Origin of the sequence: Thermosynechococcus sp. (assembly GCF_046299635.1) — a bacterium.
In the GTDB taxonomy this organism is placed as follows: domain Bacteria; phylum Cyanobacteriota; class Cyanobacteriia; order Thermosynechococcales; family Thermosynechococcaceae; genus Thermosynechococcus.
In genome coordinates this window covers 12048-30458 of record NZ_JBKBHV010000002.1, presented here as the reverse complement: position 1 = coordinate 30458, position 18411 = coordinate 12048, and the positions used below count along the sequence as shown (strand labels likewise).

Annotated in this window: 13 protein-coding genes, 1 tRNA gene and 1 pseudogene; 6 read left to right on the top strand and 9 right to left on the bottom strand. The window is 53.2% G+C overall.

The genetic code is table 11. The features are described 5' to 3' along the window. Window positions 1–25 precede the first annotated feature (25 nt). Entirely contained in the window at window positions 26–1882 is a 1857-nt protein-coding gene (gene ftsH4 / locus ACK4IR_RS01120; RefSeq protein ID WP_409871469.1) for an ATP-dependent zinc metalloprotease FtsH4, read from the top strand. A 233-nt stretch (window positions 1883–2115) separates the two neighbouring features. On the opposite strand, the gene ACK4IR_RS01115 is transcribed toward ftsH4, so the two are convergent. Genes ACK4IR_RS01115 through ACK4IR_RS01105 form a run of 3 tightly spaced genes read right to left on the bottom strand, consistent with a single transcriptional unit; the run spans window position 2116 to window position 5298 of the window. Next, window positions 2116–3582 carry a TldD/PmbA family protein gene (locus tag ACK4IR_RS01115; protein ID WP_409871465.1) on the bottom strand — a complete coding sequence of 489 codons (1467 nt, stop codon included), beginning with the start codon at window positions 3580–3582 and terminating at the stop codon, window positions 2116–2118. A 52-nt stretch (window positions 3583–3634) separates the two neighbouring features. Beyond that, a complete protein-coding gene (rplY, locus tag ACK4IR_RS01110) occupies window positions 3635–3940 on the bottom strand; it encodes a 50S ribosomal protein L25 (RefSeq protein WP_409871463.1) in 306 nt (101 codons plus the stop codon). A gap of 14 nt (window positions 3941–3954) precedes the next feature. Beyond that, window positions 3955–5298: an adenylosuccinate synthase gene (locus tag ACK4IR_RS01105; protein WP_409871461.1), complete on the bottom strand. Its 1344-nt coding sequence runs from the start codon at window positions 5296–5298 to the stop codon at window positions 3955–3957. Between the two features lie 142 nt (window positions 5299–5440). Here ACK4IR_RS01105 and ACK4IR_RS01100 point away from each other — a divergent pair. The 3 genes and pseudogenes from ACK4IR_RS01100 to dcm all read left to right on the top strand — a co-directional run bounded on the left by ACK4IR_RS01100 (window position 5441) and on the right by dcm (window position 7006). Beyond that, a tRNA-Thr gene (locus ACK4IR_RS01100) sits at window positions 5441–5512 on the top strand. Window positions 5513–5553: 41 nt separating this feature from the next. Then, window positions 5554–6186, top strand: a complete 633-nt coding sequence (gene ruvA, locus ACK4IR_RS01095) for a Holliday junction branch migration protein RuvA (RefSeq protein ID WP_409871458.1) — start codon at window positions 5554–5556, stop codon at window positions 6184–6186. Between the two features lie 40 nt (window positions 6187–6226). Beyond that, a pseudogene (gene dcm / locus ACK4IR_RS01090) lies at window positions 6227–7006 on the top strand (DNA (cytosine-5-)-methyltransferase). 332 nt (window positions 7007–7338) lie between these two features. Here the strand turns inward: dcm and ACK4IR_RS01085 are convergent. After that, window positions 7339–8151 (bottom strand): hypothetical protein, encoded by an 813-nt coding sequence (locus ACK4IR_RS01085; RefSeq protein ID WP_409871455.1) that lies wholly within the window; start codon window positions 8149–8151, stop codon window positions 7339–7341. A gap of 292 nt (window positions 8152–8443) precedes the next feature. Here ACK4IR_RS01085 and ACK4IR_RS01080 point away from each other — a divergent pair, with 292 nt between their 5' ends. Together ACK4IR_RS01080 and mnmG are read left to right on the top strand one after the other, a co-directional pair. After that, the gene (locus tag ACK4IR_RS01080) at window positions 8444–8734 is read left to right on the top strand and encodes a YggT family protein (protein ID WP_149817300.1); all 291 of its coding nucleotides are present in this window, start codon (window positions 8444–8446) and stop codon (window positions 8732–8734) included. Window positions 8735–8774: 40 nt separating this feature from the next. After that, window positions 8775–10688: a tRNA uridine-5-carboxymethylaminomethyl(34) synthesis enzyme MnmG gene (mnmG, locus tag ACK4IR_RS01075; protein ID WP_409871452.1), complete on the top strand. Its 1914-nt coding sequence runs from the start codon at window positions 8775–8777 to the stop codon at window positions 10686–10688. A 206-nt stretch (window positions 10689–10894) separates the two neighbouring features. Here the strand turns inward: mnmG and ACK4IR_RS01070 are convergent, their stop codons facing one another. From ACK4IR_RS01070 to fbp, 5 genes are all read right to left on the bottom strand, one after another. After that, a complete protein-coding gene (locus tag ACK4IR_RS01070) occupies window positions 10895–11977 on the bottom strand; it encodes a hypothetical protein (protein WP_409871449.1) in 1083 nt (360 codons plus the stop codon). A gap of 182 nt (window positions 11978–12159) precedes the next feature. Then, on the bottom strand, window positions 12160–14409 hold the full coding sequence (locus tag ACK4IR_RS01065; RefSeq protein ID WP_409871446.1) for a cation:proton antiporter: 2250 nt from the start codon (window positions 14407–14409) through the stop codon (window positions 12160–12162). A 12-nt stretch (window positions 14410–14421) separates the two neighbouring features. Further along, window positions 14422–15756, bottom strand: coding sequence for a glucose-6-phosphate dehydrogenase assembly protein OpcA (gene opcA / locus ACK4IR_RS01060; protein ID WP_409871443.1), 1335 nt, complete (start codon window positions 15754–15756; stop codon window positions 14422–14424). Between the two features lie 69 nt (window positions 15757–15825). Then, window positions 15826–17355 (bottom strand): glucose-6-phosphate dehydrogenase, encoded by a 1530-nt coding sequence (zwf, locus tag ACK4IR_RS01055; RefSeq protein WP_409871441.1) that lies wholly within the window; start codon window positions 17353–17355, stop codon window positions 15826–15828. 3 nt (window positions 17356–17358) lie between these two features. After that, window positions 17359–18405: a class 1 fructose-bisphosphatase gene (gene fbp / locus ACK4IR_RS01050; protein WP_409871438.1), complete on the bottom strand. Its 1047-nt coding sequence runs from the start codon at window positions 18403–18405 to the stop codon at window positions 17359–17361. Window positions 18406–18411: the final 6 nt, after the last annotated feature.

Here is an 18411-nt window from a genome sequence, read left to right as displayed (position 1 = left end):
TAAGTGAACGCCGGGAAGCATTCATATGGCCATCAAAGACTCGCCACAACCACCGCGCAGCCGCCAAATTGGCAATCTTTTGTTATTTTTGGGGGTAGGCTTTCTCCTGCTCAACCTGTTGTTTCCCCAGTGGTTTGCTCCGCGTCCGCCGCAAGTTCCCTACAGTGTGTTTATTCACCAAGTGGAGGAAGGGGAAGTCAGTCGGGTCTATATTAGCCAAAATGAGATTCTCTACCAACTCAAACCCGAAAGCGATCGCCCCGCCCAAGTGTTGGCCACCACCCCCATCTTTGACCTAGAATTGCCCAAGCGGCTGGAAGCTCAAGGGGTGGAATTTGCCGCTGCTCCCCCCCCCCGCAATAGTTGGTTGCTAAACGTCTTGGGTTGGGTCATTCCTCCCATTGTGTTTGTGCTCATCTTTCAATTTTTTGCCAGTCGCCAAGGGGGTGGGCCACAGGGCGTGCTCTCCATCAGTAAAAGCCGCGCCAAGGTTTACGTCGAGGGCGCCAGTACGAGCATTCGCTTTGACGATGTGGCCGGAGTTGAGGAAGCCAAAGCAGAACTCGTCGAGATTGTTGATTTCCTCAAAAATCCCCAGCGCTATATCCAAATTGGTGCCCGCATTCCCAAGGGGGTGCTCTTGGTGGGGCCACCGGGAACGGGAAAAACCCTCCTGGCCAAAGCCGTTGCCGGGGAAGCCAATGTGCCGTTCTTCTCTATTTCGGGTTCCGAGTTTGTCGAGCTGTTTGTGGGGGTGGGGTCTGCCCGCGTGCGGGATCTCTTTGAGCAGGCGAAAAAACAAGCCCCTTGTATTGTCTTTATTGATGAGTTGGATGCCATTGGCAAATCCCGTTCCAGTGCCGGCTTCTATGGCGGCAACGATGAGCGGGAGCAAACCCTTAACCAACTGCTGACGGAAATGGATGGCTTTGATGCCAGCGGGGCAACAGTGATTGTCCTTGCCGCAACGAACCGGCCGGAAACCCTTGATCCGGCTCTGTTGCGCCCCGGTCGGTTTGACCGCCAAGTGTTGGTGGATCGCCCCGATTTGAGTGGTCGGGAGGCAATTTTGAAAATCCATGCCAAAAAGGTGAAACTGGCGCCCGAGGTGGATTTGCACGCGATCGCCGCCCGTACACCGGGGTTTGCCGGTGCAGACTTGGCTAACCTAGTCAACGAAGCGGCTCTCCTAGCGGCTCGCAACCAGCGGGAAAGGGTGACCCAGCAGGACTTTGCCGAGGCCATTGAACGCATCGTGGCGGGTCTGGAAAAAAAAAGCCGGGTCCTCAGCGAGAAGGAGAAGAAAATCGTTGCCTACCACGAAGTGGGGCATGCCCTTGTGGGGTGTGCGCTGCCGGGCAGTGGTCGGGTGGAAAAAATCTCCATTGTGCCCCGTGGCATGGCCGCCTTGGGTTATACGTTGCAGTTGCCCACCGAGGATCGCTTTCTCCTTGATGAGCAGGAGTTGCGGGCGCAGATTGCCACCTTGCTGGGGGGGCGATCGGCAGAGGAAATTGTCTTTGGCACCATCACCACTGGGGCAGCCAATGATTTGCAACGGGCAACGGATTTGGCCGAGCGGATGGTGCGCAGCTACGGCATGAGCAAAGTCCTTGGCCCCCTTGCCTTTGAGCAGCAACAGTCCACCTTTCTGACAAGCAATGGCATGATGTTGCGGGCAGTGAGTGAGGAAACCGCTCAGGCCATCGATCGCGAGGTCAAGGAAATTGTCGAGGCAGCCCACCAGCAGGCGCTGAACATCCTCAAAGAAAACCGTGACCTTCTCGAAGCGATCGCCCAGAAACTCTTGGAAAAAGAAGTGATTGAGGGCGAAGAACTGCACGAACTACTGGCTCAAGTGAAAACTCCAACCACTGCCTAATGAAGGGCGTCTCAAAAACAGCAAAAAAAAGACCAGTGGATTACTGGTCATTCAGTCCAATGTTTTTGTCTCAGAAGAGAAGTTAAGGCGCACACAAGGTGGTGAGGTCAATCAAAAAGCTGCACTACCTCCGCTTCCCTTCTTCTTCCATGATAATGTAGCGAGAGTCACAAAAATTCACATATAAAATCTTTAGGTATTTCTACTCAAAACCATAACCGCAAGTAATCAGTTTAGCGGCCACCCACGGTAATGGCGTCCACTTTAATGTGGGGTTGACCGACAGTGACGTAGATACTACCGCTAATCGAGCCACAGAAACCGGGGGCAAGGGCAAGATCATTGGCAGACATGGAAATGCGCTGCATGATTTCTCGGGCTTCGCCGATCAAGGTAGCCCCTTTGAGGGGATGTTTGATTTGGCCATTTTCAATCCAGTAGGCCTCCTCAACGGCAAAGTTAAATTGACCTGTGGCACCAACGCTACCACCCCCCATACGTTTGCAGTAGATGCCACGATCCACAGAAGCTATCAAGTCCTCAACACTGTATTCACCGGGGGCAATGTAGGTATTGCGCATCCGCGAAGCGGCGGCATAGGTATAGCTTTGGCGGCGACCACTTCCTGTGCGGGGGTGCCCTGTGCGCATCGAACCGGCGCGATCGCTCAAGAAGTTTTTGAGGATGCCGTTTTCAATTAGCAACGTGCGCTGGGTCGGCATCCCTTCATCGTCCATCTCAATACTGCCAAAGGCACCGGCGGTAATGCCCTCATCCCAAGCGGTCAAGTTTTCATGGGCAATTTTCTGCCCCTTTTTATCGGCAAAGGGGGTCGTCCCCCGCTCAATTTGGGTGGTTTCCAAGAGGTGACCGCAGGCTTCATGGAAGATGACGCCGCCGAATTGATTGGCCATGATCACCGGGTAGGTGCCCGATTCTACGTAGTCGGCATAGAGCATCTTGCCGGCTGCTTCGGCAACGGTCTCGGCCAATGTTGCGTAGTCCCACTGGCGCAAAAAGGCGGGGTTAGCGGTATCGCCGTTGCGCTCAGCAATGGAGGCACGGTGTTCCCCGTCGGCACAGAGAACCGAGGCCATCGCCGACTGGGTGAGGCGAATATCGCGAGCAAAGGTGCCATCACTAGCAGCCACCATCACCTCTTGCCAATCGCGAAAATAACTGAGGCGCCGGGATTGCAGATGCTGCGTTTTCTGGCGCAGGAGATCGCTCCCCGCAAGCAGAATATCCGCCACCTCAGAAAGGGAACTACACTCGGCCAGCCAGGCTTCCTTACGGCTTTGGGCATAGTCCCGCAGCGGCTCCAGGTGGATTTCGGGCACGTAGGCTTGGGGAGCGGGTAAGAGCAAGCCCATTAAGCCAAGGGCTTTTTCCAGAGCCGCCTGCAGCCCCTTGAAGCTGAGGTCATTGGTGCTCACGTAGCAATCACCGGTACCGCGAAAAACGCGAATACCTGCCCCCAAACTGAAGCGAGGAGACACACTCGTGAGGCGATCGTCCTCCACCAGGGTACTGAGGTAATGGTTGCGCTCAAGGAAAATCTCGACAAAATCGGCGCCGGCTGCCCGCCCCAGTCCAAGGAGGGTGGCCAAGGGAGATTCCCAAGAGCCATCAAAGCGATCGCCTTGGGGGGAGTAGCTCAAGTGGGCAAGATCCGCAGAACGAAGGAGCGTGGCCGGCATTGTTAACAATCACTTAACATCTCCCCCAATATAGCAAATTCCCCCTCAAAACCTAGTTTTCAGCTTTGGCTAAAAAGGAGAGGTGATAGAGGGTATCCTTGGCGGGGTGGGTCTGCACCTCTTGGAGCACCACCGTTCCCTGCCACGGCAGATCGGGAACCGAAAGTTGAATCGGGGTTTTCTGGGGACGAGCATCGCGCACCAATAGTTCGGCAGCATGGCTATCCACCACCAGGGAAATCGAGGCTTCAAGGCTAGAACCGTAGAGGACGGCAGGGGTTTTGCCCTCGCGCCGTAGGGCATTGGGCTTGGCATCGGCAGGGCGTAGGTGCCCCTCAATAGCTAAGGAACGAGACATTGCTGCAACTCCAATTAAGATAAAACGGGATGGACTTGGGTACCATCATCTTTGAGGAGTGCCCGCTTGGGGCCATGGATCGGATCCTCAACAATGATGGTTTGGCTGCGCTCTGCTCCCAGCGAAACAATGGCGATGGGCACAGACATGATTTCAGCCAAAAACTTAAGATAGTTCAATGCCGCCTTAGGCAGGTCATCAAGGGAGCGGCAATGACGGGTGGATTGCTGCCACCCCGGCAGGGTTTCATAGATGGGACGACAGCGGGCAAATTTGAGGGCATTGCTGGGAAAGTGTTCGCAGCGCTCACCGTCAATATCGTAGGCGACACAGACTTTGATCTCCGGCAATTCATCTAAAACATCGAGCTTTGTAATTGCCAAACAATCAAGACCATTGATGCGCACAGCATAGCGGCCAATCACGGCATCAAACCAGCCACAGCGGCGCCGCCGACCGGTTGTGGTACCGAATTCAGCCCCCCGATCGCCCAAAAGTTCTCCCACCTCATCCAGCAGTTCTGTCGGAAACGGCCCCTCACCAACCCGGGTGGTATAGGCTTTGGCCACACCAATGACGCGGTCAATCATCGTCGGCCCAATTCCCGCACCGACACAGGCGCCCCCCGCGACGGGATTTGAAGAGGTGACATAGGGATACGTGCCGTGATCAAGGTCTAAGAGGGTACCTTGGGCGCCTTCAAAGAGAATGTTGCGCCGCCGGCGAATGGCCTCATCCAAAACGAGGGAACCATCAACAATGTGCGATCGTAGGCGCTCACCGTAGGCACAGTATTCTTCAATGATCGGCTGGGGTTCGAGGGGAGTCAGTCCATAGAGTTTTTCGAGGATCAGATTCTTTTGGGCGATCGCCCACTCCAGCTTGGCAGCCAACTGCTCTGCATCCAGCAGATCCAGCATCCGGATGCCCACGCGCTCCGACTTATCGGCGTAGGTGGGGCCAATTCCCCGTCCGGTCGTCCCAATGCGGCGTGCCCCCCGCCGTTCCTCAGCGGCAATATCCAACTGGCGATGGTAGGGCATCGTCACATGCGCTGTTTCTGCAATCAGCAGATTGTCCGTGCTCACCCCCAACCGTTCCAGTTGCTCCAGTTCCTCGATAAGCACCTTGGGATCCACCACCGTTCCTGCGCCAATGATGCACTGGGTATCGGGGTAGAGAATCCCGGAGGGAATCAGGTGCAACTTTAGGGTCTGATCCTTGACGACAATCGTATGACCTGCATTGACACCGCCCTGATAGCGGACTACCACATCGGCAGACTTGCTCAGGAGATCGGTGATTTTGCCTTTGCCTTCATCGCCCCACTGGGCACCAACAACGACGACGTTTGCCAAGTGATTTTCTTAACTCGTTAATTAACACAATCGTCTATTGTAACCCTTGGGGCAGATGCACACAAGCGCGCGATCGCAAAAATTTTTCCGCTGCCCCGCTTGTCCTCAGGGCGATCGTGCTACCATAAATAATGATTTGAATGCCGATGTAGCTCAGTGGTAGAGCACTCGATTCGTAATCGAGCGGTCGTGAGTTCGAATCTCATCATCGGCTTGGCTTAACCACTTCCAGCAGTCTGCGAGCAGAAACCTAGTGTGTTTGCCTACCTCAGAGGAACCGTTGTTGCTCATCAATTGGAGGGTAGTCATCGCTCTGCCCTGATCTTAGAGGTGAATGGCGTGGGTTATCACTTACTGGTCACATCCCATCTTTTGCAGCAATACCCACCAAGCTCTGAGGTGGTGCAGATTTTTACCCATCTCGCGGTTCGTGAGGATCAGATGCTCCTCTATGGCTTTGCCTCAGCAGCGGAGCGAGATCTCTTTCTGCGCTTGATCCGTGTCAATGGGGTTGGGCCACAGATGGCACTGTCGCTACTCGATACGCTCCCTCTGCCAGAATTAGTACAGGCAATTGTTAGTGGTAATACCCGTCGCCTCAGTCGCGCACCAGGGGTAGGCAATAAAACTGCTGAACGGATTGCCCTAGAACTCAAAGCCGCCCTCAGCGCTTGGCGACAGGAAACGGGGTTAACAACAGCTCCTTCTCGCCTGCCCACAGAGGCGATTCGTGAGGAACTGGAGTTGACTCTCTTGGCCTTGGGCTATAGCGATCGCGAGATTGAAGCCGCCCTCACTGCTGTTGGGCAAACGAGCACCCTTGCCAAGAATAGCGATCCAGAGGCATGGCTACGGGAAGCCATCACATGGCTGAGTGCCAATACATAGGCCTTAAAATGAATAAAGCTATATCCACTCCGAACTGTATATGCAGCAGCCAAACTTTATTGATCTCTTTGCCGGCATCGGTGGAATGCGGCTCGGTTTTACCCAAGCAGGCGGTTGTTGTGTTTTTAGCTCAGAGTGGAACAAGTTTGCCCGGATAAGCTATGCAGCGAATTTTGTGAAGTACCAGCAGGAGATATTACCCAAATCGCCTCGACGGAAATTCCCGACCATGACATCTTATTAGCAGGGTTTCCCTGTCAACCCTTTAGCATTGCGGGTGTGAGCAAGCACAATGCCCTAGGATTTCATCGTCGGCTTTAGGGAACCTCTGGAATTTACGTTCCCTCATCTACCCATTCAAAAACATCGAGTGAAAGATATTCTAGAACCCTCTGTGGATGCTAAGTATACGTTGAGCGATCGCCTGTGGCAGTATTTGCAGAATTATGCTAAATAGCATCGTGCTCGCGGGAATGGATTTGGCGATGGCCTCGTAGATTTGGAGGGAGTAACCCGAACATTAAGTGCAAGATATTACAAAGATGGTTCAGAAATTCTAATTCCCCAAGAGAATAACAATCCACGCCGCCTAACGCCACGGGAGTGTGCTCGCTTGATGGGGTTTCCAGACTCCTTCAAGATTGTAGTGAGTGATACAAGAGTCTATCAGCAGTTTGGTAATTCAGTCGTGGTACCACTGGTGAAAGTCATTGCTGATCAGATATTAAAATCCTTAATACCAGTTCTTTGTAAGGTTGAGACTAATAAGCAGGTCTCAAAGGGGACGGAAAGCAGAGTGCTCAATTTTCAGAGGAGGTAGTCATTCATCACCCACCCTTTATTAGCACCATCTTCAAATTGAATTGGTACTACACTTCAAAACTTGCCTATGACGGTTCTGGAGTGGTGAATCGGGATTCCAAAAACGATCCTCTGGCAAACGCTATAACTGCGATCTGAATGGCAGTCAAAACATCGCTGCCAGAGGGATTCTTCAGCTCACTTGCCAAAAGGACAGTGAGGAGTATGTGGGCAAACGTTCCCGATACTCGCCTAGAAGGTCGGTTTGTGTGTGTGATCTGTGGACTCTCACGTCTCAGGTTAGCATTGACACCACCACCTCGCCTCAGCAGGGGGTGTGAGCTTCATTCTCTAGGAAAACATGGGTAAGTGAGAATAGATGGCTGCCCACAGGGGACTCCAAGGCCCAAGATTGAGTACCAGAGCCGCGATCGCCACAGTGCTGCTGAGCCATGTCAGCCATTGGGCGTAGATATTTGCCCCTTGCTTCTGGGTTTGCAGGTGTTCAACGGTTTGCTGAAGCTCCTCGACTTCTTGATGGAGATCTGCAATCTCATGGTGTAACCCTTCAATTTCACGTTCCCGCTTGCTCACCGTGGCATGACAGGCCGCTAGCTCTGCCTCTTTTGCCCGACAGGTGGCCTCCATCGTGGTTAAAGAAGCGGTCAGTGTTGCCGTTTGACTGGCATATTCCTCTTCGAGGTTGCTACTGCGTTGATAGGCAGCTTCTAACTCTTGGCGATAGCGATCGCAATTGTCCCGTAAAGCTTCATTTTCTGCTTGGCTAGTGTTGAGGGCATTCGTCAATTCTGCCACCTGCCGGCGATAGCCACTCACTTGAGTTTGCAGTTGCTCTTGCTGCTCTTCTAGTTCTTGACAGCGATTTTGCAGTCGTTCTACTTCTGAGCGCAACTGCTCAATTTCTTGGCGCTGGCGATCGCGCTCCTGTTCGCTACGGGTGACCAGTTCCTTTAGCCCCTCAATGCGCTGGGCTTGCTCGCTGACAATTTGGTGCAGGCGATCGCACTCTTCCTTCAAGCGTTGGATAGGTCCTTTGTACTGCCGCTGTACCCAAGCCCGCAAAAACGATAGGCCAGAGAGGGTAAATCCAATCAGGGCATAGGTGCCCACCAGTGTATGACCCATGGCCGACATCTGTAACATACTGAACCCCTGAACTTCAGTTGAATGTCAATGAAAACGCCGCAATCCAGAATACAGCCCTTTTCCCAAGGATGGAACCTGCCCAAAACAGTCAAAGCCGCTGTCGGACAGTTCTCTATCTCGTTATCCTTTGGCGATCGCTCCCCTATGCAGGGGCAAAGCGATACCTTTATGGGAATAAATACAGAAACTTCTATTCCCTAGTCTAGCGAGGGAGAATAGCTGCTGGGGTTAGCTTTTTGCCAGCATTGGTACAATAAGGGGTGTACTTGAATTTGCAAGGGGAAGACCAATGACTGAGGCACCTGTATTGCCCATTCTGTTGATGGGGATTGCGAACTTTTTGCAGATTTACTTAATCGTACTGCTGATTCGCGTTCTGCTGTCGTGGTTTCCCAATATCAACTGGTACAATCCCCCCTTTTCGATTCTCAGTCAGTTAACGGATCCCTACCTAAATATCTTTCGTGGTCTGATTCCTCCCATCGGTGGCCTTGACTTTTCACCGATTATTGCCTTCTTCCTCTTGCAATTCATTGTCCAACTTCTATCGGGGTTCTCCAGCAGCGCCACGTTCTTCTAAATCATCGCCAAACCATTCAAACCATTAGGGTGCAATCGCCATGTCAACGCTGCCGCCGTTTCAGGATGAATTCGATGTCGTTGTGGTCGGTGCAGGTCACGCGGGTTGTGAAGCAGCCTTAGCAGCGGCACGGTTGGGCTGTCGTACTCTCTTGCTGACCCTTAACCTCGATAAAATTGCTTGGCAGCCCTGTAATCCCGCGGTGGGCGGCCCGGCAAAATCACAACTGGTGCACGAAGTGGATGCCCTAGGGGGCGAAATCGGCCGTGTAACCGATCGCACCTATCTGCAAAAGCGGCTCTTGAATGCCTCACGCGGGCCGGCCGTCTGGGCGTTGCGGGCACAAACCGACAAGCGGGAATACAGCGCCGTCATGAAGCAGGTGGTGGAAAATCAGCCCAACTTGCTCGTGCGGGAGGGGATGGTCACAGATTTAGTCCTCGATGCCAATGACACCGTGATTGGGGTGGAAACCTACTTTGGTGTCGCCTTCCGCTGTCAGGCGGTGATTCTGACGACGGGAACCTTCCTCGGCGGTCGCATTTGGGTAGGAAATAAATCCATGCCCGCCGGTCGCGCCGGTGAATTTGCTGCCGAAGGACTCTCCCAAACCTTAGCCCGTCTCGGCTTTGAAGTGGGTCGCCTGAAAACGGGAACCCCTGCACGGGTAGACCGGCGATCGGTGGACTACAGCAAAATGGAACCGCAACCGCCGGATGAGCAGCTGCGCTGGTTTAGCTTTGACCCCACAGCATGGGTGGAACGCCCCCAGATGAATTGCTATTTGACCCGCACTACGCCTGCTACCCACCAATTGATTCGCGAGAATTTGCACCTGACACCGGTCTATGGCGGTTGGGTAGAGGCCAAAGGCCCCCGCTACTGCCCCAGCATTGAGGATAAAATTGTCCGCTTTGCCGACAAGGAGAGCCATCAAATTTTTATTGAACCCGAAGGTCGTGACACCCCGGAACTCTACATCCAAGGATTTTCCACAGGGCTACCGGAACCCCTGCAACTACAACTGTTGCGCACGCTGCCGGGGCTAGAAAACTGTATCATGCTGCGTCCGGCCTATGCGGTGGAATACGACTACTTGCCGGCCACCCAGTGCTTCCCAACCCTAATGACCAAAAAAATTCAGGGGCTATTCTGCGCCGGGCAAATCAACGGCACCACCGGCTATGAGGAAGCAGCCGCCCAAGGCATTGTGGCCGGCATCAATGCGGCTCGCTTTGTTCAAGGGAAACCGATGATCACCTTCCCACGCCAGGAGAGCTACATTGGCACCCTCATTGATGATCTGTGTACCAAGGAACTGCGGGAACCCTATCGCATGCTCACCAGTCGATCGGAATATCGGTTGGTGTTGCGATCTGACAATGCTGACCAGCGGCTCACTCCCTTGGGGTATGAGATTGGCTTGGTGAGTGAAGCCCGGTGGCAGGTGTTTCAAGCCAAGCAACGGCGTCTTGCAGCGGAGACCCGGCGTCTGCAAACCACCCGCATTAAAGCCCACGATCCCGTGGGGGAAGCAATTGTTGCCGCAACAGGTCAAGCAATTAAGAGTGCCATTGCCCTGGATGAGCTGCTGCGGCGATCGGGGGTACACTACGACCTACTGGATCGCCACGGCCTTGGCAATCCCGACTTGACCCCCCAAGAGAAGGAGGCGGTGGAAATTGCCATTAAGTATGCAGGCTACATTGAACGGCAGCAACGGGAAATTGAGCAGATTGCTCGCCAAGAACAACGTCCGCTCCCTGCGGATTTAGATTACTTTGCGATCCCTACCCTTTCAATGGAGGCACGGGAAAAACTCAGTGCCATCCGCCCCCTCACCATTGGTCAAGCCAGCCGGATTGGTGGGGTAAATCCAGCGGACATCAATGCCCTCTTGGTCTATCTTCAGGTGCAACAGCAGCGACAATCTCTGGCGGCGGTGGGGGGCTAAAACGGCCTAGCCGGCTGGTTAGGCGAATTGGAGCTGGCCTATACTTAGCGGCAGCAGCAAACCATTTCGGTATGTGCCCCCTGAAGCTGCAAGTCTTATGGCAGGAACAAGATGCCCATCTTACGGTTTATTATCCATGGGGCGTGGCCTAGATAATCGTCAGACGTGGTGGATGACGTGATTGATAGTTTGGAGAGCTATTACATTTATTCAATTAATGGAATCAATTCTCTTTTCATTTCTTCAGCTGTTTTAATACAGTTAAATCCCCAAAAATAGTTACAAACTTCATACTGCTCGTCTGTCACTCTTAATGAATTATTGCAAAACAAATTAGTTAGATATGACAAAATAGATTGATATGTTTTTCTTTCTTTATAAGATTTTATTTCATTCTCTACCCTGATTTTCAAGGGAATGTTGACTAGAACATCTGCCGTGTGGGTTATCTGCTGTTCAAACAGCCAATGGGGTCTATTCATATAGATGCAGTACCCAATGTGAGTACCAATAGCGTTAGAAGCAGTGACATCTGACAACCAAATGATTGATTTAAGACGATTCAGAAAATTCCAATCATAAATATGACCTGCTGTTGTGCAATGAAACCCTGCATTGAGATAGAGTTCTATAATTTCAGGCTTACAATCTTTCCAGTAGAAGCAAATAAGTACCGATTCAAATTGATAATCTTTTGATACTCTTTTAAGCCATTCAATAGTTTGTAAATGATTGAATGAGGCTTTAATTAGATGGGTTGAGTGGGCGGGAAAAAATAGTAATGTTCTTCCAAGTTTTTTCTTGTAATTCTTAAGTTTTTCAACATCGATTAACTCTGCATAGTGTATATATGGTCCTATATTTAGTACTCTCGTCTCTGTGTACTTTGAAATAACTTCTTTCCTGAACTCACTAAATGTGATAATTGCTCTTGCATCTGGATCGTTGTCAGGTGCTCCAGAATCATCTAAATAGCAACCATGTTCAATAGGTGCCATCAGCTTTTTCTTAGGCTGGATACCAGCGTATTGCTTGATTGTTTTCGATATACCGTAGAGTGAGTTTTGTGAAAACTCTTCTGGAACTAAGTGATAGCAAATTCTCATCGGAATGTCTATTATATTAATATCTTGATCAAACTGAAGTATATCCGTATTCTTTTCTATATGGGGCAAGTACAAATAGGACTCAAGTTTCGTAATTGGGTTTCTTGCAGGAGCAATCAGAAACAGTTTAATAGACTTGATGGTCTTTTTGAAATTTTCTGAAAAAGTTTGACTTGAAAGCATAAATCTCTTTATCCCTGTTAGTAAAGAGGAATAATTACTCATTAGAAGTATAGATGTAAAAGCTAATTCTTGTCAATGGAAATCGAAATCTCACCAAAGGAAGGGTTACTCGTCCCTACCTACGTAACGCCTGAATTGCGAGGCTTCTAAAGAGATGTGTGCGTTGTTTTTTCTCTGTGGGTTTACGGTGGCAGGGGAGTCGATCGCGCTTGCAGTTGATCGCCAACGCGGTTTAGGGCATCTATAGGACCAGTGAGGAGGAGGCGATCGCCCGCCATTAAAGGACAATCCTCCTTGGGTTCCAATAGCAGCGTTCCCTCTCGCCGCAGGGCACGGATAGTCACCGTCTCAGGCAGGTTCAGATCGGCAATAGTGCGCTGTTGCTCACCCATCGCTTGAGGCAACATGATCCAGAGAAACGAGGTTTCTCCTTGGGGGACACCGACCCGGCCATTGATCAGGGCTTCACAGGCCGCAAATTCCGCCGTCTGACCAACAACGAGCAGGCGATCGCCCCCCTGAAGACAGGTGTCCCCACTGGGATAATCCACCTCAGTACCATCGGCGCGGACAATGGCCAGCAGAGTCACCCCCGTCAACTGTCGCAGTTGGATTTCTGCCAAGCTCATGCCCCGAATAGGCGAATTCTCAGGGAGTGTGATCCAGCGACTGTTCATATCCTGAGCTGCTTGCCGCAAAAGACGGGCAGTTCCCTCGGGTGGAGTATCGCCTCGCAAATTGGCGTAGTGGCCGTCACGCACCTGTTGTACCCGCTGCTGAATGTGGCGCTCACCCATGCCCAGCGTAAAGAACAGATGAGCCGCCAACTCCAGACTGGCTTCAAATTCGGGTTGCACCACCTCCCGTGCCCCTAGTTGATAGAGCAACTCAATGTCGCGATCGCTATTGGCACGGACAATGACATCCAGTTCCGGAGCAAACTCTAGGGCACGCTTGAGACAGAGGCGAGTACTCATACTATCCGAGAGGGCGATCGCCATCCCCAACGCTTGATCCACCCCTGCTTTGGCCAGAATTGTGGCACTGGCAGCATTGCCGTAAATGTAAGGGAGTCGCGCCTCTCGCACTTCGTTAATAACCGTTTCACTTTGTTCAATCACTAGGACGGGATAATTTTGTTTTTGCAGCAGTTTCACCACACTTTTGCCGACACGCCCATAGCCGCAGACAATCACATGGTTCCGCTGCGGCAACCCCGTTAAATCCATATCAAGAATTTCATCCTCCTTGAGGAGGCGGCGCAGCAGCGGCAGTTCCAACACCCTTGGCACCCATCTCAACAAAAAGGGGGTCACCAGCAAAGTCACCGCCGTAGTGCCGAGAGTCAGTAAGTAAACCGGTTGGGAGACCAACCCTAAGCCCCGCCCTGCCGTCAACAGCACAAAGGAAAATTCCCCAATCTGGGCAAGGCCAATCCCGGCTAGCAGGGAGGTTTTCCATGAGTAGCCAAAGAGCTTGACAATCGGTGTCGTGATCAGAAACTTGCCGAGGATCACCAAGCTGACCAATTCAATAATGCGATCCCAGTGCTGCCAGAGAAACACAGGATCAATGAGCATGCCGATTGAGGCAAAAAAGAGGGTGGTAAAGACATCGCGGATGGATTCCACATAGTCAAGCGTCTGATCGGCGTACTCCACCTCTGAGATCATCAGACCCGCAATAAAGGCACCAATCTCAATCGAAAGCCCCAAATACTGCGTCAGCAGGGCAATTCCCAAGCAGAGGGCAACGACACCCAAAAGGAACAGCTCGCGACTCTCCGTTTTTGCCAGTAACCGAAGCAGAGGGGGTAGCAACCACATACCGGCAGCGATCGCCCCCACGGCAATCAAAGCAATGGTCAATACTGCTTGGCCGAGGGCAAGTCCCAACTCCTCTGGCGGTTTATTCAGGGCAGGTAGAACTGCAATCATCAAGCCCACCGCCAGATCCTGCACAACCAGAATCCCCAGCATAATTTGCCCTTGGAGTGACTCCAGCTCATTGCGATCCATCAGGCTGCGCAGTACCACTGCAGTGGAAGAGAGGGAAAGGACAGCACCGAGAAAAATGCCCTGATTCGGTGAACCCACCCAGCCAACCCCAACCGAAATGAGCGTCGTGACAACAATGGTCAGGAGAATTTGCAGGGCACTGCCGCCTAAGCTCACCCCTTGGACTTTCTTAATTTCACCGAGGGAAAAGCTCACCCCCAGGGCAAAGAGTAAAAAGGCCACCCCCAGTTGAGCCAAGCCTTCCACTTGGGGGACTTCTTTGAGAAGCCCTAGCCCCGTTGGCCCCACCACCATACCGGCCAAAAGATAGCCCAAGAGGATCGGCTGTCGCAGCAGCGCTGCCAATACCCCCCCTACTGCCGCTGCCCCCAGTACCACACTGAGGTCAATGACCAAGCGAAAATCTTCTGTCATACCTCCCTAATGTTAGGGCATCAAGGCCAGCATCTGAGAGAGAATGGCAAAACTCTCGCTGTAGAGGAAGTCCTGTCCCCAGCGCTGAAGCTCCTGACTCAAAAGCACCTCAGCCGTCAGATCACTGAGGGGAGACACATGGTAGGTACGGCACAGTTGGGCACTGCCCCCTGCTTCCATGCGCATACAGCCACGGGTTTCGGAGCAAATGATTGTACAGCAATCGGCTTGGAGATTGGAGGAAGTGAGTTTCAAATCAATCAAATCCCCCAGCACGAGGCCGGGATCGCCGGTGGGAATCCCTGCCAACTCGGCTGTGATCAGCCGTTGATCGGAAGCCACGAGTTCCACATGATACACGTCATAGTCGCCGCACTCATGACGGATCTGGCGCGGCTGCCACTGAAGACGCGAAGCTAACCAGCCAAGGTACATTAAAGCTTGGGCGGGATTGCCTTTTTCGTAGTCAATGACCACCTGATCGATTTCCTTGATGGCCAAGCGGCGTTCGGGAGGATCAAAGGCTTCGGCGGCCAGTTCTTGCCATGCCCCCAGACGGCGCCAGTTCAAATCGGCAAGGGGAAGGTTCTGTTCCAACAGGGGAGCGATCGCCCGCAGGCCACGCAGCGGATCGAGAAATTCACTGGAATCGACAATGACGCGACTAAATTGCGGGGCAAGGGTTTGAAATAACTCAAAGTTGTTGAACAAGTCCCCCTTCCACCACAAAAAGCGGGGTAGCTCGCGAATGATTAAAGACTGCAACAGGGGTTCCACCCGCTGGAAGGCGCGATGGGTGCCTTTGAGGGTAATGTATTCACAGCAGACGAGGGAACTGCGCACCTTTTTGTTAATGGGGCAGTAGGCGGCCACCTGCGCCGTAATTCCCGTATCTTCGCCAAGGGTAGGGCACAGGGCAATCACCCGACAGGGGTTTTGGCTGGCGATCGCATCGGCAAGGCCGCTACCGCGCATATCCACCGCCGGGCGATCGCTCCGCCGCGTCCCTTGGGCATATTCCTCTTGCAGGGCCTGCCGCAGTTGCGGTGTAATGCGACCCGTCAAGGGCAAGTTGTGATTCTTCTCAGCCGCGCGAATCGCCGACTGCATGCGGGGGCCAAGAATGCCATCAATGGGCCCTGTGTAGTAGCCCAAGGCTGCGAGCAATTGTTGGGTATCATCCGCCTCATAAACGACTAGGGTAAAGGTGGTTGCCCGCACTGCTGCTGGAGCGGTGCCATCCCCGCCGTGGCTGAGCCAAATTTGCCGCAAACTTTGCTCAATATCATCAAGGGAGACATCTAGGGGATCCTGTAGTGCTACGAGGGGAGTGGATTCAGTTGCCATACCTAGGTACCTAATTTTTTTCGTCAGGGTGTGCAGGAGTTCGGCCTTGATTCCCATGATGGGCAAACATTAGAGTCGCCGCCACCGCCGCCCATCGGCATTAATCAGGGCTTCTGCGACATCGGGATCCCATGTTCCGGCTTCATAGGTGGGAATCGTGTCTGGATCTGTGGGGGCATCCCAAGCACTGAGAACCGGCATCACCACCCGCCAAGCAGCTTCCACCTCATCCGCCCGCGTAAAGAGGGTTTGATCCCCCAGCATGCAGTCCAGCAGGAGCCGTGCATAGGCATCCGCCGTCGCCATCCCAAAGGAGGAGCCGTAGCTAAAGTCCATTTCCACCGTGCGCGTGCGCAGATCCGCACCGGGCATCTTGGCTTCAAAGCGCAGGGCAATGCCCTCATTGGGTTGGATGCGCATTGTCAGGATGTTGGGATTGGTTTGGCGCGCCGCCGACTGGAAAATTAGCAGGGGCACATCACGAAACTGGATCGAGATTTCCGTAACCTTTTTGGCTAGGCGTTTACCCGTGCGCAAATAAAAGGGCACTCCCTGCCAGCGCCAGTTATCAATGACCAGTTTCAGTGCCACATAGGTAGGGGTGGTGGAGGTGGGACTCACCCCCGGTTCTTGGCGATAGCCCACAACAGGTTTGCCCTTCATCCAGCCCGCTCGGTATTGGCCGCGCACGGCACAGGCATCAAGATTATCCAGATCTGCTAAACGGGTGGCTTGGAGAACCTTCACCTTTTCGTTGCGCAGACTATCGGCATCGAGGGCATTGGGAGGTTCCATGGCGGTCAAGGCCAACAGCTGAAGGATGTGATTTTGCACCATGTCCCGCAGGGCACCGGCGGTTTCATAGTAGCCGGCGCGGTCTTCGACGCCGACGGTTTCGGCAACGGTAATCTGCACGTGATCTACGTACTGGCGGTTCCACAGGGGTTCAAAGATGGCATTGGCAAAGCGAAAGACCATTAGGTTTTGGACGGTTTCTTTGCCGAGGTAGTGGTCAATGCGATAGACTTGCTCCTCTTTGCACACCGACTGCACCACCCCATTGAGCACTTGGGCAGAGGTGAGATCGCGGCCAAAGGGCTTTTCAATCACGAGGCGATGTTTTTGGGGATCACTCAATAGGCCTGCTGCCCCCAGTTGTTGAATGGCCTCGACGAAAAAGTTCGGTGAGACGGCAAGATAAAAGACGCGGTTGCCGCGAGTTTGGCGTTTTTCGTCCAGCTCGGCCAGAAGCGTTTTCAGCTTGGTGTAGGCGGCAGGATCGTCCATATTGCCGGAGCAGTAAAACAGGCCTTGGGCAAATTCCTGCCACAGGGGTTCTGCTTGAATGCCGCTGCCGAATTCCTCAACCCCTCGGCGCAGGTGCTCACGAAAGTAGTCATCACTCCAGTCGCGCCGCGCCACCCCCACAATGGTGAGTTCTGGGGGCAAACGGCGTTCCAGTTTCAGTTGATAGAGGGAGGGAATGAGCTTGCGCTGCGTGAGATCGCCACTGGCACCGAAGATCACAAGAATCAGTGGCTCTGGGGTGCGCTCTTGGCGTAATCCGACCCGCAGGGGATTGTCAAAGAGGGTTACCATGGCTTACACCTGTGTCACGGTGGGGGTGGCAGGGGCTTGCCGAATAAAGGATTCCACAAGGGCAACGTTCTCAGGACTGCCGATAATGAGGGGGGTGCGCATGTGCAGATGATCGGGCACGACATCGAGCAGCGGTTGGGTGCCGGTGCTGGCTTTGCCGCCGGCCTGTTCCACCAAGAAGGCGATCGGTGCTGCTTCGTAGAGCAGACGCAACTTCCCCGCCGGATTTTTTTGCGTCCCCGGATAGAGAAAGACCCCTCCCTGCATGAGGATGCGGTGAATATCGCCGACAAGGGCACCACTGTAGCGGGCGCTGTAGCCGGCTTGGCGATGGACATGGCGAATGTAGTTGCGAATGGACTCTTCCCATGCCCAGAAGTTGCCTTCATTGACGCTGTAGATGGGGCCACTGGCGGGAATTTGCAGGTTCTCGATCGCCAGAATAAACTCGCCGAGGCTGGGGTCAAGGACAAACACATGGGTACCCTTGCCCATGGAATAGACCAGCATGGTGCTGGGGCCATAGAGAATGTAGCCGGCGGCAATTTGCTTGTGGCCATCTTGGAGAAGATCGGCAGCGGTGCCGTCTAGATCGGTGCCCTCTTGGCGGCGAATTGCAAAGATGGATCCCACATTCAGGTTGATGTCCACATTGGAGGAACCATCTAGGGGGTCGTAGAGAAGAGTGTAGCGGCCAATGGGGCAATTTTCTGGAATGTAGTAGGGCTTCTCCATTTCCTCAGAGGCGAGGCGACATACCAAGCCACTCTGCTTAAAGGCGGCAATAAAAACCTCATTGGCATAGACATCCATTTTTTTGACATCCTCGCCTTGGATATTCACACCACCCGTAAAGCCCAGTACCCCCTCCATGAGACCTGCTCGACTCAAACGGCGGGCAATGAGCTTACCTGCAAGGGCAATGCGATTCATCAGGGCACTGAGGTCTTGGGCATCGGCGTCAAAGCGTTGCAGTTGCTGGAGTACGTGGCGAGATAGGGTCAAACAATCGCGATCGAGGGCTTGCTCGTGGGCGGTGTAGTCGGTCATTGCCCC

Coding starts and splice junctions, on each gene's coding strand:
- opcA (WP_409871443.1), bottom strand. CDS start 15,756: ATGGCAACTGAATCCACTCCCCTCGTAGCACTACAGGATCCCCTAGAT.
- ACK4IR_RS01070 (WP_409871449.1), bottom strand. CDS start 11,977: ATGCTTTCAAGTCAAACTTTTTCAGAAAATTTCAAAAAGACCATCAAG.
- rplY (WP_409871463.1), bottom strand. CDS start 3,940: ATGTCTCGTTCCTTAGCTATTGAGGGGCACCTACGCCCTGCCGATGCC.
- fbp (WP_409871438.1), bottom strand. CDS start 18,405: ATGACCGACTACACCGCCCACGAGCAAGCCCTCGATCGCGATTGTTTG.
- ACK4IR_RS01065 (WP_409871446.1), bottom strand. CDS start 14,409: ATGACAGAAGATTTTCGCTTGGTCATTGACCTCAGTGTGGTACTGGGG.
- mnmG (WP_409871452.1), top strand. CDS start 8,775: ATGTCAACGCTGCCGCCGTTTCAGGATGAATTCGATGTCGTTGTGGTC.
- ACK4IR_RS01085 (WP_409871455.1), bottom strand. CDS start 8,151: ATGTTACAGATGTCGGCCATGGGTCATACACTGGTGGGCACCTATGCC.
- zwf (WP_409871441.1), bottom strand. CDS start 17,355: ATGGTAACCCTCTTTGACAATCCCCTGCGGGTCGGATTACGCCAAGAG.
- ACK4IR_RS01080 (WP_149817300.1), top strand. CDS start 8,444: ATGACTGAGGCACCTGTATTGCCCATTCTGTTGATGGGGATTGCGAAC.
- ACK4IR_RS01115 (WP_409871465.1), bottom strand. CDS start 3,582: ATGCCGGCCACGCTCCTTCGTTCTGCGGATCTTGCCCACTTGAGCTAC.
- ftsH4 (WP_409871469.1), top strand. CDS start 26: ATGGCCATCAAAGACTCGCCACAACCACCGCGCAGCCGCCAAATTGGC.